The 13,266-nt window shown below is 44.9% G+C and carries 12 protein-coding genes; 2 read left to right on the top strand and 10 right to left on the bottom strand.

Annotated elements, in window-relative coordinates; all coding sequences use genetic code 11:
- The first annotated feature begins 221 nt into the window (after window positions 1–221).
- Window positions 222–1,025, top strand: a complete 804-nt coding sequence (gene suhB, locus R7044_RS17510; RefSeq protein ID WP_005381722.1) for an inositol-1-monophosphatase — start codon at window positions 222–224, stop codon at window positions 1,023–1,025.
- Between the two features lie 70 nt (window positions 1,026–1,095).
- Here suhB and R7044_RS17505 read toward each other — a convergent pair whose 3' ends face one another.
- The 8 genes from R7044_RS17505 to R7044_RS17470 all read right to left on the bottom strand — a co-directional run bounded on the left by R7044_RS17505 (window position 1,096) and on the right by R7044_RS17470 (window position 9,246).
- Window positions 1,096–1,407 (bottom strand): hypothetical protein, encoded by a 312-nt coding sequence (locus tag R7044_RS17505; protein WP_017633920.1) that lies wholly within the window; start codon window positions 1,405–1,407, stop codon window positions 1,096–1,098.
- 141 nt (window positions 1,408–1,548) lie between these two features.
- Window positions 1,549–1,965 carry a hypothetical protein gene (locus tag R7044_RS17500; RefSeq protein ID WP_017633921.1) on the bottom strand — a complete coding sequence of 139 codons (417 nt, stop codon included), beginning with the start codon at window positions 1,963–1,965 and terminating at the stop codon, window positions 1,549–1,551.
- Between the two features lie 164 nt (window positions 1,966–2,129).
- Window positions 2,130–3,077, bottom strand: a complete 948-nt coding sequence (gene secF / locus R7044_RS17495) for a protein translocase subunit SecF (RefSeq protein ID WP_033905800.1) — start codon at window positions 3,075–3,077, stop codon at window positions 2,130–2,132.
- 14 nt (window positions 3,078–3,091) lie between these two features.
- Window positions 3,092–4,948: a protein translocase subunit SecD gene (gene secD / locus R7044_RS17490; RefSeq protein ID WP_005381724.1), complete on the bottom strand. Its 1,857-nt coding sequence runs from the start codon at window positions 4,946–4,948 to the stop codon at window positions 3,092–3,094.
- 21 nt (window positions 4,949–4,969) lie between these two features.
- On the bottom strand, window positions 4,970–5,299 hold the full coding sequence (gene yajC, locus R7044_RS17485; protein WP_005381725.1) for a preprotein translocase subunit YajC: 330 nt from the start codon (window positions 5,297–5,299) through the stop codon (window positions 4,970–4,972).
- A 177-nt stretch (window positions 5,300–5,476) separates the two neighbouring features.
- A complete protein-coding gene (tgt, locus tag R7044_RS17480) occupies window positions 5,477–6,613 on the bottom strand; it encodes a tRNA guanosine(34) transglycosylase Tgt (RefSeq protein WP_005381727.1) in 1,137 nt (378 codons plus the stop codon).
- A 147-nt stretch (window positions 6,614–6,760) separates the two neighbouring features.
- Window positions 6,761–7,813 carry a tRNA preQ1(34) S-adenosylmethionine ribosyltransferase-isomerase QueA gene (queA, locus tag R7044_RS17475; protein WP_005381728.1) on the bottom strand — a complete coding sequence of 351 codons (1,053 nt, stop codon included), beginning with the start codon at window positions 7,811–7,813 and terminating at the stop codon, window positions 6,761–6,763.
- A gap of 266 nt (window positions 7,814–8,079) precedes the next feature.
- Window positions 8,080–9,246 (bottom strand): trypsin-like serine protease, encoded by a 1,167-nt coding sequence (locus R7044_RS17470; RefSeq protein WP_033905798.1) that lies wholly within the window; start codon window positions 9,244–9,246, stop codon window positions 8,080–8,082.
- Window positions 9,247–9,580: 334 nt separating this feature from the next.
- Here R7044_RS17470 and R7044_RS17465 point away from each other — a divergent pair, with 334 nt between their 5' ends.
- On the top strand, window positions 9,581–10,030 hold the full coding sequence (locus tag R7044_RS17465; RefSeq protein WP_152560889.1) for a CBS domain-containing protein: 450 nt from the start codon (window positions 9,581–9,583) through the stop codon (window positions 10,028–10,030).
- A gap of 123 nt (window positions 10,031–10,153) precedes the next feature.
- On the opposite strand, the gene aceA is transcribed toward R7044_RS17465, so the two are convergent.
- Both aceA and aceB read right to left on the bottom strand, forming a co-directional pair.
- Window positions 10,154–11,467, bottom strand: a complete 1,314-nt coding sequence (gene aceA, locus R7044_RS17460) for an isocitrate lyase (RefSeq protein ID WP_005381733.1) — start codon at window positions 11,465–11,467, stop codon at window positions 10,154–10,156.
- A 120-nt stretch (window positions 11,468–11,587) separates the two neighbouring features.
- Window positions 11,588–13,216, bottom strand: coding sequence for a malate synthase A (gene aceB, locus R7044_RS17455; protein ID WP_225455712.1), 1,629 nt, complete (start codon window positions 13,214–13,216; stop codon window positions 11,588–11,590).
- Window positions 13,217–13,266 lie beyond the last annotated feature (50 nt).

The following is a 13,266-nucleotide window of genomic DNA, read 5'->3' as shown; positions in this document are numbered from 1 at the left end:
TACCTAAATTAAAACCGCAGAATGTTATCATAGTTTTTTAAGACACCCTAGAGGCAAGCAGACCTCTCTTCTCATTCTTGGTTATTGTTGTCGTCCGCAGTATGATCTGTACACTCAGCCGTCCGCAATTAGAGCAAAAAATAACCACTTCCCTTTTTGATTATCTCTGGTATACTCGCCGCCGCTTTCATTTGTTCTTTAACATCCGTTGGGAAATTCGTATGCATCCAATGCTAAACATTGCTATTCGCGCTGCGCGAAAGGCAGGCAATCATATTGCTAAATCATTAGAAAACACTGATAAAGTAGAATCTACTCTTAAAGGCACTAATGACTTTGTCACTAACGTAGACAAAGAAGCAGAATACATCATCATCGATACTATCAAGCAGTCTTACCCTGAGCACTGTATCGTTGCTGAAGAACAAGGTCTTATCGAAGGTAAAGATAAAGACGTACAATGGATCATCGACCCACTGGATGGCACCACTAACTTTGTAAAAGGTTACCCAACTTTCGCGGTTTCTATCGCTGTTCGTATTAAGGGCAAAACTGAAGTTGCTTGTGTTTACGATCCAATGCAAAACGAGCTATTCACTGCACAACGCGGTGCCGGCGCTCAACTAAACAGTGCACGTATTCGTGTTGCTCAACTAAAAGACCTTCAAGGTACTGTTCTAGCAACAGGCTTCCCATTCAAGCAGAAACAACACGCTGAGTCTTACATCAAGATCGTTGGTGCGCTATTCACTGAATGTGCTGATTTCCGTCGTAGCGGCTCTGCTGCTCTTGACCTTTGTTACGTGGCTGCTGGCCGTGTTGATGGTTACTTCGAGCTAGGCCTAAAACCTTGGGATATGGCAGCAGGTGAGCTTATTGCTCGTGAAGCTGGCGCAATCCTAACAGACTTTGCTGGCGGCACTGACTACATGAAGTCTGGTAACATCGTTGCTTCAAGCGCTCGTGGCGTAAAATCTATCCTTAAGCACATCCGCGAAAACGGTAACAGCGCGATCCTTAAGTAAGATTTGAAAGTCATATATAGCCCGTCACGCTGATGACTTTAGAAAGCCCCGCTCATTGAGCGGGGCTTTTTTATTTCGAACAATCAGCCTGTTTGTAGAAACGGTCGTAGTCAGATAAGTGGTCTATTTTTACGTGCTTAACCTTCCATATTTGTTCCTTCATTAAAAACTGCAGCGAAACCGTGACTGGCTGGTATACATCACCAAAGCCGTTTACAGAAAGACATCCAACTCCTCCATCCTCACTGTACTCTTCAAAGTAAGACAGCTCTGTAACCAAACTTGATGGGATAGATGATAAAAATGGAAATTGATGACCAAATTTTATTGGGTGAGACTTAATACTGTTCAGCTCTTCAATCGATAGATTTGGTCCTGCCATAGCTTCTACCACCTCTATATACTGCATCTTGTATAAATTATTACGTATATCAAGGTAAGTATCGTGGAGTGGACTTGCGATGCAGGGCGTTGAAACACTTAGTAAAACCGGAATAGGTAGAATTCTATTTAGCATAACCAACTAAACCCCAGCTTCACGGAGCGCTTGATCAATTTTACTCGGCTTAAATCTGTACTTACAAAGCCCCCACTCGCACTGCTCTAAAAGCTCACGGACATTTACCTGCCCAGTAACTCCAAAGGAAACAACACCAAAAAGAGAAACACTCCCACTGTATGTCAAAACACCATCACGAGTAGTTTTAAAAGTAACAGAAACGGCTTTTAATTTTATGCCCAGCTCTTCAACCATTTCTTTTGAAACTTCAAACTTAGTAAATCCAAGCTCACCAGATAAAGTTACTTTACCTGACTCATCAACTGCTAACTTGAACCTTTTCCCTCCAGTAACTAGCTTGGTGGTAACACCTTTATTGTGCTTGTAAGAAATCTCTACAAACTTCAGTAACTGTACTTTTATTTCAGCTTGCCTTGACATTATTTCCTCCCGAAATTGTTGAACATACTTCCGATATTCAACTCAATCAAAAAACTACAATTCAAGCTGGAAGTACCTCAAAAAAAAATGAAACTTTCAAATCTATCAGGCATAAAAAAACCGCTGATTGTTCAGCGGTTTTTGTTTTCGGTTCTCAATCTGCCTTATGGCATTTCGTCGAACTCTGCACCCTCTTTTTCTACTTGAGGTGGCATCAAGTGCTCTTTCTGGATACCCAGTTTTAGAGCCAGTGCTGATGCTACGTAGATAGAAGAGTAAGTACCTACAGTGATACCGAGTAAAAGTGCGGTTGCAAAGCCGTGAATCATAGCACCCCCCTGCATGAACAGTGCAATTACCACGAACAACGTCGTACCAGATGTAATCAATGTACGGCTCAACGTTTGAGTGATTGAGGCGTCCATAATGTCTGAAGGTTCACCCTTACGCATCTTACGGAAGTTTTCACGAATCCGGTCAAATACAACGATGGTATCGTTGAGTGAGTAGCCCACAACCGTCAGTAGCGCAGCTACGATAGTCAGGTCAACTTCAATTTGTAGAAACGAGAAGACACCTAGCGTGATAATTATATCGTGAGCCAATGCCATTACCGCACCAGCCGCTAGACGCCATTCAAATCGCATCGATACATAAAGCAGGATACAGATCAGCGATACCAAGATCGCTAGACCACCAGCTTCTGTTAGCTCATCACCAACGTTGGGACCTACGAACTCAATACGACGCATTTCTACGCTTTCGCCAGTACCATCTTTGATAGCACCAATGATTTGGTTACCTAGCGTTTCACCAGAAACGTCATCACGTGGACGAAGACGGACCATGACTTCACGAGCACTACCGAAGTTTTGTACTGTCGCATCACTAAAGCCTTTGGAATCTAGTGCTGCACGAATCTCTTCAAGGTTTGCTGGCTGTTCAAAACCGACCTCGATAAGCGTACCGCCAGTGAAATCTAGACCCCAATTAAGCCACTTGGTTGACAAAGTGAAGATAGAAGCAGCAATCATTATAATTGAAAAAACGAATGCTACTTTCGACCAACGCATAAAGCCGATCGTCTTCTCTGCTTTTAGAATTTGAAACATATTAATTCCCAGCCTTAGATCGACAATTTATCAACGCGTTTGCCACCGTAGATCAGGTTCACGATACAACGTGTACCAATAATGGCGGTGAACATTGAAGTTAAGATACCGATAGATAGAGTAACTGCGAAACCTTTCACCGCACCTGTACCGACCGCAAATAGAATGATTGCAGTAATTAGTGTTGTGATGTTCGCATCAGCAATCGTGCTGAATGCATTCGCGTAACCTTGGTGAATCGCTTGTTGTGGACTACGTCCATCACGAATTTCTTCACGGATACGCTCGAAGATCAGTACGTTCGCATCAACCGCCATACCGACTGTTAACACGATACCGGCTATCCCCGGAAGCGTCATGGTAGCGCCTGGAATCATCGACATAACACCAATGATAAGCACCAAGTTTGCCATTAGAGCGATGTTTGCAATCAAACCAAAGCCGCGGTAGTAAAGCAGCGTAAATAGCATTACGGCAACCATACCCCAGATACATGCTTGGATACCCATATCGATGTTTTGCTGGCCCATTGATGGACCAATGGTACGTTCTTCAACGATAGAGATAGGTGCAATCAGTGCACCAGCACGTAGTAGAAGTGCTAGGTTGTGTGCTTCTGCAGCAGAGTCGATACCTGTGATACGGAAGTTACGACCAAGAGCCGATTGAATCGTTGCTTGGTTGATGACTTCTTCATGCTTATCCAGAATAACTTTGCCTTCAGGCGTACGACGGCCACTGTCTTTGTATTCTGCAAACACGGTAGCCATTAGCTTACCAATGTTCTTCTTAGAGAACGCAGACATCTTATTACCACCTTCGCTGTCTAGCGAGATGTTAACTTGTGGACGACCATATTCATCAACACTTGAGCTTGCATCTGTGATGCTTTGACCGCCAAGAATAACGCGCTTCTTAAGCACAACTGGGCGACCATCACGGTCCATCTTGATTTCACTACCTGCTGGCGCACGACCATTTGCCGCTGCCGATAGGTCAGCTTTATCATCAACTTCACGGAATTCAAGCGTTGCCGTAGCTCCGAGAATTTCTTTTGCACGAGCAGTGTCTTGAACACCAGGCAGTTCAACCACAATGCGACTAGCACCTTGACGTTGAACCAATGGTTCCGCAACACCTAGTTCGTTGACACGATTACGTAAAATCGTAATGTTTTGCTCAACAGCATAGTTACGGATCTCTTGTAAACGTTGCTCAGTAAAGGTTGCAGTAAGAGCGTAACGGCCATTTGAATCAGAATCGACAAAAATCATGTCCGGGTGATTCTTTTCTAGCGTTGCTTTCGCTTCTGCTAATTGCTCTTCGTTACGCAACAACACTTCTACCGCTTCTTTTCCAGAAGGGCGGATTGCACGGTAACGAATCTTGGCGTCACGAAGTTCGCTACGGAAAGCTTCTTCTTGTTGACCAACAAGCTTTTCCATCGCTGCATCCATATCCACTTCCATTAAGAAGTGAACACCACCGCGAAGGTCAAGACCTAGCTTCAATGGTGACGCGCCAATCGCTTCTAGCCAATCGGGTGTAGAAGGTGCAAGGTTAAGTGCAACAATTGTGTCTTTGCCTAGCGCTTCGCTGATGACATCACGAGCACTGATTTGTGTGTCAGTGTCGTTAAAACGAACAAGAATTGATCCATCTTCGAGAGCAATGGATTTATGAGAAAGTTGCTCTTTGTTAAGAGCAGTAGTGACAGCATCCAGCGTTGACATATCTACAGAGGCGCCACGCGCCCCTGTAACTTGAATAGCCGGATCTTCACCGTAGATATTTGGAAGTGCGTATAACGCAGCGGTGATGATGGCAAAAAGCACCATCAAGTACTTCCATAATGGATAACGGTTTAGCACAGCGAGGATCCTTTAGCTGTTTTATAGAGACTTAAGCGTACCTTTTGGTAGCACTGCAGTGATGAAGTCTTTCTTGATTACTACTTCATTGTTCGCGTTAAGCTCAATTGAAATGTAGTCATTGTCTTCAGCAATCTTAGTGATTTTACCCACTAGGCCACCGCTAGTTAAAACTTCGTCGCCTTTGCCCATAGAAGCCATTAGGTTTTTGTGTTCTTTTACGCGTTTCGCTTGTGGGCGGTAAATCATGAAGTAAAAGATCACTGCGAACATGCCAAGCATGATTAGCATTTCAAAACCACCGCCTGCTGGCGCGCCTTCTGCTGCTGCGTGAGCCTGAGAAATAAACATTAAAACATCCTCATTATATTTTATTGATAATCAAACAAATTGGGCTTTCGCATTTTAGATTCAAGTCTGAGAGTAACTAATAGAGATCGCTCTCTCAAAAATAACGTGCGTTAGCCTACTTTATTAGCAAAAGCCTCTGGCGACATGCCAAAGGCTTTAATTCTTTTAGTTTTTCAATTACTGCTCTTTTGCTAGTGGTGGCACTTCACGGCCACGACGCTCATAGAACTCAGTAACAAATTCATCGAAGCGATCTTCATCAATTGCTTTACGAATGCTTTCCATCAGACGCTGGTAGTAACGCAGGTTATGGATTGTATTCAAGCGAGCGCCTAAGATTTCATTACAACGCTCTAAATGGTGAAGGTACGACTTGCTGTAGTTTTGACAAGTGTAACAGTCACAATGCGGATCCAATGGTGTTGTATCCGTTTTATGTTTCGCATTACGGATCTTGATCACACCACCAGTCACAAATAAGTGACCATTACGTGCGTTACGCGTTGGCATTACACAGTCAAACATGTCGATACCACGACGAACACCTTCAACCAAGTCTTCTGGCTTACCTACGCCCATCAAGTAGCGAGGTTTGTCTTCAGGAAGTTGAGGACAAGTATGCTCAAGAATACGGTGCATGTCTTCTTTAGGCTCACCTACTGCCAAACCACCAACCGCGTAACCGTCAAAACCGATTTCCGTTAGACCTTTTACCGACACATCACGTAAATCTTCGTAAACACCACCTTGGACAATACCAAATAGGTTGTTCGGGTTTTCTAGCTTCTCGAAGTGGTCACGTGAACGCTGTGCCCAGCGTAATGACATTTCCATCGATTTCTTCGCTTCATCGTGTGTCGCTGGGTAAGGCGTACACTCGTCAAAAATCATAACGATGTCAGAGCCCAGGTCTTTTTGAATTTCCATCGACTTTTCTGCGTCCATGAAAATCTTGTCACCGTTTACTGGGTTACGAAAGTGAACACCTTCTTCAGTGATCGTACGCATCTTACCAAGGCTGAATACTTGAAAGCCGCCTGAATCAGTAAGAATAGGACCGTGCCAGTTCATAAAATCGTGCAGGTCACCGTGCATTTTCATCACTTCTTGACCAGGACGTAGCCACAGGTGGAACGTATTACCTAGCAGAATTTCTGCACCAGTACCTTTTACTTCTTCTGGTGTCATACCTTTAACGGTACCGTAAGTACCTACTGGCATGAACGCAGGAGTTTGAACAGTGCCGCGTTCGAAAGTCAGTTGACCACGACGTGCATTGCCGTTTTTCTTCTTAAGATCGAATTTTAATTTCACGATGCCTCCGGGTGTCAGAGAAACAGTCTGACTGAGTGTTTAGGGCTCTACCCTACTTTAAGGAGCGGTCGCTTTTCCTTGCGAGAGACAAAGCAATGGATGCTTTATTTCCTAGCTTACTGCTAGCACTCGTAAATCTATTTTTAACTACGCTGTTTTCTTCTTGATGAACATTGAATCGCCATACGAGAAGAAACGGTATTTGTTTTCCACCGCATGTTTGTAAGCATTCATGGTGTTCTCGTATCCAGCAAATGCACTCACCAACATGATCAGTGTTGATTCAGGCAAGTGGAAGTTTGTGATCAAGCAATCCACTAGCTGATATTCGTAACCAGGGAAAATAAAGATTTCAGTATCGCCAAAGAATGGGGCCAGCTCAGTCCCTTTTTGCAATGCGTCTTGCGCTGCACTTTCAAGTGAACGCACAGATGTGGTACCAACAGCAATAATTCGTCCGCCACGCGCTTTCGTCGCTTTAATTGCTTCGACGACTTCTTGCGGTACTTCTACGTACTCGGCATGCATGTGGTGATCGTTGATATTTTCCACTTTTACTGGCTGGAATGTACCCGCCCCAACGTGCAAAGTAACGTAAGCAAACTCTGCACCTTTCGCTTTGATTTTCTCCAAGAGAACATCATCAAAGTGAAGGCCCGCTGTCGGTGCCGCAACCGCACCTGGCTTTTGATTATATACCGTTTGGTAACGCTCTTTATCTGCATCTTCGTCTGGACGGTCGATGTAAGGAGGAAGCGGCATATGGCCGATTTCTTCCAGAATTTCTAGTACCGTCTTATCAGAACTAAATTTCAGTTCAAATAAAGCATCATGGCGTGCAACCATTTCTGCTGAATATTCATCATTCTCGCCAACAATAATGGTTGTACCTGGTTTTGGTGATTTAGAGCAACGAACGTGCGCGAGGATGCTTTTCTCATCCAACATACGCTCCACCAGCACTTCTAATTTACCGCCCGATTCCTTGCGGCCAAAAAGACGAGCAGGAATAACACGAGTATTATTAAACACCACTAAGTCACCGGGTTGAACTTGGCCCAATACATCAGTAAATGTGCCATCAATGAGCTCTCCGGTATTGCCGTCCATTTGCAGCAGTCGGCTAGCGGTACGCTCTGGTTGAGGGTAGCGAGCGATGAGTTCATCTGGAAGGTCGAAATGGAAATCTGATACTTGCATGTTACTTGTCTTATCTATTGGTCAAATCACGTCTAGGCGACGATAAAATTGCGACGAGTTTTTCGCAGCAGACTAGTATATGTTTACATGCTGCAATAGCAAGCAAATCACCAGAATATAGCAGTAAAAGCCATGGTGAAGAGTGTAATAAAACGTGAAAAGCCTCGATTACTTGGCACTATTTTTAATTTGAGCCCCAAAGAGAACATGAAAAAAGCAAAGCAGCGTATACCGCTGCTTATTAGTTTGGCATTCCAATCGCCCTATCAAACCTCACGCTTTCGCCACAAGAATAACGGCACGAATAAACCCAATAACCAAAACCCTAGACTGCCACCTTCATCATCTGAGCCTTTGAAATCACAGTTATTGGTCGCAATGCCATCGTGACACTCTTTATTGTCACCACTTTCATTGTTAGCACTTTTGATAAAATTCGGCGCAATGATGTAACGACTTGGTGGCGCATCGGCAGTGATGTAAGACTGTACCCAGTCGTAATAGTGGCTCACCTTGGTGTAGAAACTTGGGATCGTCAAAGAGCCACACGTTGGTAGAATAAGGGGGCCGCCACTAACAATACCAATTTGTTTGCCGGTCGCCACATCGACCAACGGGCCACCACTGTCACCTTTACATGCAGAGTTGCCATATTGAGTATGGCTATCTGGCTCCAATACATGGTTTTGTGTTGGTAGCGTACAAATTTTGGTTTGGTTGTCTCTTGAATCAATGATCCCCGGAAAACTGCTGCCAATTTCTAAACGCTCATAACATTTGTCGATGGGTAAAAATGTGCTAATGGTGGTTTTGAGCGTATTAGAAGGTTCAGAAGCATCCGGCTGAGTAGCCCCCCATCCAAACACTTGCACATTTTCGACACGTTGATTGGTCAGGTAATTATCGTTCCAATCCGCCGCCAAACGTGCTTCGATACTCTCCATGTCAACTTTACTCGCTAGGTCAGCAAAGCTCGCGTTTGCCACTGGGCGCGTGAGATACAGCAACGCGATGTCTGAATCTAAACCGGTTTGGATAGGTTTCACGTTGCCATTACTGTCGGCCTCAGCTTTTGAAATCCGGGTGTAATCCGGATGAACCACAACGTGAGACACCGGATAGAAGTTATCAAGCCCTGCAGAATTAAGTTCATACACATTCGCATTCACCGACAACTCACCCGGCGGGGTCACATAGTAGGTTGCTTCATTGGTTCCTTGTCCCATCACCACACAGTGCGCCGCAGTCAGTACCCATTGCTCTGTCAGCATCGTTCCCCCACACAGCGGAAACTCTGCCATATTACTTGCTCGCAAAGTAACGCGGTCAACAGGATCGGTTTGTTCATCTCCTAACACAATCGCCTGTGTTGATGGCACACTGAATGCCGCCACTGCCAGCGCAATAAGTTTGTTACACGTTGTTCGTTTCATCTAGGTTGCTGTCTTCAATTTGGTAAGCCTGGGCGTATCTTCTTCGAGAGAAGAATCTTGGAAAATCCAGCGAATAAAAATGTGCGATTCAATTCATTGGATTACCTTGGGGACACATTCAATATCAACTAAAAATGCCAACTGACTCGCACACAAACCGACTTATTCAAATTAATAAAAACACCAATAAAACACCAATAAAACACCAATAAAACACAGATTACGCAGCCCATCAGCATTGTGCTATTTAATTGATGAAAAACGAGTTAGCTCCCAGATATACAGAAAAATATTCTCTATATTTAAGAGAAGGACAATGCCGCTGGAGGTCTCTATGATCAAGGTTGAAGACATGATGACTCGTAATCCTCATACCTTACTGCGCACGCACACCTTGCGTGATGCAAAAAGCATGATGGATGCGCTTGATATTCGACACATTCCGGTTGTTGATGCCAATAACCACTTACAAGGCTTGGTGACTCAACGCGACATTCTTGCTGCTCAAGAATCGAGCTTGCACCCAGATGAGGCTGAACAATCTTTTACTTTTGACACACCGCTCTACGAAATGATGCACACCAATATCATGACGGCAGAGCCTATCGCGGGGCTCAAAGAGAGCGCTATCTATATGCAAAAGCATAAAGTTGGCTGTCTACCTGTTGTCACCAAAGGTCGATTGGTCGGCATTATTACTGATAGTGACTTCGTGACGATTGCGATTAACTTATTGGAACTACAAGAAGAAGTGGAACCTGAAGAAATCGAGCAGGAAGAATAGTACGCAAGCGTATTCTCTTTGTTGTAAGTTTCGTTTTTACACCGGTTAAACGAAAAAAGAGCGGCAGGGTTGCCGCTCAAAATGCCATTACTGACGCTGATTAAGGAAGTGTTTCTCTGCCAATTAGAATTGGTCTTCTTCGGTCGAACCTGTCAATGCTGTCACTGAAGAGTTACCACCTTGGATAGTATTGGTCATTCTATCGAAGTAACCTGTACCTACTTCTTGTTGGTGCGCAACAAACGTATAACCTTTTTCAGCCGCTTGGAATTCAGGACGCTGAACTTTCTCAACATAATGACGCATACCTTCACCTTGAGCGTAAGCGTGTGCCAGTTCAAACATGTTGAACCACATGTTGTGAATGCCTGCTAGCGTGATGAATTGGTACTTGTAGCCCATGTCTGCAAGCTCTTGTTGGAACTTAGCAATGGTTTCTGCATCTAGGTTTTTCTCCCAGTTGAATGAAGGCGAGCAGTTGTATGCCAACAATTGATCTGGGTATTCAGCGTGAATTGCTTCTGCAAACTTACGTGCTTCTTCCAAACATGGCGTAGCCGTTTCACACCAAATCAAGTCTGCATATGGTGCGTAAGCCAGACCGCGAGAAATCGCTTGGTCGATACCCGCGCGAACGCGGTAGAAACCTTCTTGAGTGCGCTCACCTTCAATAAAGTCTTTATCATATGGGTCGCAATCTGAAGTAATGAGATCCGCCGCATTCGCATCAGTACGAGCAATAACTAATGTTGTTGTTCCCGCTACGTCAGCAGCCAAACGAGCTGCAACGAGCTTTTGTACAGCTTCTTGCGTAGGAACTAATACCTTACCACCCATATGACCACACTTTTTCACCGATGCTAACTGGTCTTCAAAGTGAACGCCCGCGGCACCGGCTTCGATCATCGATTTCATTAGTTCGTAAGCGTTAAGCACACCACCAAAGCCCGCTTCCGCATCCGCTACGATAGGTAGGAAGTAATCAATACCACCTTCATCTTCAGGCGTCTTACCAGCAGCCCACTGAATTTGGTCTGCACGACGGAATGAGTTGTTGATACGCTTTACTACTGACGGTACAGAATCTACTGGGTAAAGAGATTGGTCTGGATACATCGTCGAAGCGGTGTTGTTATCCGCCGCTACCTGCCAGCCTGACAGATAGATCGCTTCAATACCTGCCTTAGCTTGTTGAACGGCTTGACCACCCGTTAGCGCACCAAGACAGTTTACGTAACCTTTTTTCGCACTACCGTTGACCAGTGACCAAAGTTTGTCTGCACCACGTTGTGCAATTGTGTTTGCAGGCACCATAGAGCCACGCAGTTCCACCACTTCCTCGGCAGTGTAAGTACGCTTCACATTTTTCCAGCGTGGGTTAGTTGCCCAGTCTTTTTCCAGAGCTTCAATTTGTTGGCGGCGAGTTAAGTTAGTCATTGGTCTATCCCTCTTTATAATTTGCACTTTATGCGTGTGCGTTGAGTTTCCGTTCTCAGGCAGTACTTCCCTATCTGCCTTGAAAATCCTTCACGTTATTGGTGTTACAGTTATTCTTTATTAATCCAGGTAGTCATAACCAGGAACTGTCAAAAAGTTGGTCAGTTCATCGCTCGTCGTGAGCCTTGCCATTAAGTCTGCTGCTTCTTCAAATCGACCCGCATGGTAGCGCTGCACGCCAATTTCTTGCTTCACGACTTCAATCTCCTCTTTGAGATAGAGCTCGAACAGCTCTTTAGTGACCTTTAATCCGTTGTCTAGCGACTTGCCGTGTTGAATCCATTGCCAGATAGAGGCGCGTGAGATTTCTGCCGTTGCTGCGTCTTCCATCAGTCCGTAAATCGGCACACAACCATTGCCAGAAATCCAAGCTTCGATGTATTGCAGCGCAACGCGAATATTGTGGCGCATTCCGCCTTCAGTGCGCTCGCCTTCACAAGGCTCAAGCAGTTCAGCTGCTGTAATAGGCGCATCCTCTGCACGGCTCACATCCAACTGGTTGGTGCGTTCACCCAGCACAGCACTAAAGACTTCCATAGCAGTGTCAGCCAAACCTGGATGAGCCACCCAAGTACCGTCGTGGCCGTTGTTAGCTTCTAACGATTTGTCAGTCTGGATCTTGTCTAATACTTTTTGATTCTCTTTCGGGTCTTTAGCTGGGATAAATGCGGCCATTCCTCCCATCGCGAAAGCACCTCGTTTATGGCAAGTACGTACCAATAATCGCGAGTAAGCGTTTAAGAATGGCTTGTCCATCGTTACCACTTGGCGATCTGGCAGTACTCGGTCTGAGTGTTTTTTCAATGTTTTGATATAGCTAAAGATGTAATCCCAGCGACCACAGTTCAAACCAACGATGTGTTCTTTAAGCGAGAACAGAATCTCGTCCATTTCGAATACCGCTGGTAAGGTTTCAATCAGCACAGTCGCTTTGATGGTGCCTGTATCCAAACCGAAATAGTCTTCCGTGAAATGGAACACTTCGCTCCACCACTTCGCTTCGTGATGCGATTGCAGTTTTGGAAGGTAGAAATAAGGGCCGCTGCCTTTTTGAAGTAACGCTTTGTAGTTGTTATAGAAATACAGAGCGAAATCGAATAGCGCACCTGGAATGATCTGACCGTGCCACGTAACGTGTTTTTCTTTTAAATGAAGGCCGCGAACACGGCAGATCAACACCGCTGGGTCATCTTCCAGCTGATAATGTTTGCCATTGCCAGGATTGGTGTAACTGATGGTGCCATTAACAGCATCGCGCAAGTTAATTTGACCATCCAGCACTTTACTCCATGCAGGAGACATTGAATCTTCGAAGTCTGCCATGAACACTTTTACATTCGCATTCAGTGCGTTAATCACCATCTTGCGGTCAGTTGGTCCGGTAATCTCCACACGGCGATCTTGCAGATCTTGTGGGATTCCTAGGATCTTCCAACTTCCTTCACGGATGTCTTGTGTCTCTGGTAGAAAATCTGGTAGCTCACCAGCATCAATACGTGCTTGCTTCTCTTCTCTTGCTTCCAGCAACTGTTCAACACGTCCGGCAAATTTTTCACACAGTAGAGATAAAAAGGTTTGGGCTTCAACAGGGAAAATTGCTTGATGTTCTGGAGCAACGACTCCATTCACCTCAAGCATGCCTTGGGTTTGCTTTAGTTGTTGTGTTTTTTGTTCTGTCTGAGCAAGCATAATCATTCATCCTTAACGTGCTTTATCAATCTTGGGCAGTCAGCGTAAAG

This window comes from Vibrio sp. 1402 (genome assembly GCF_033340275.1).
Note: the sequence above shows the minus strand (reverse complement) of the source record. Positions and strands in the feature narration are given on the sequence as shown.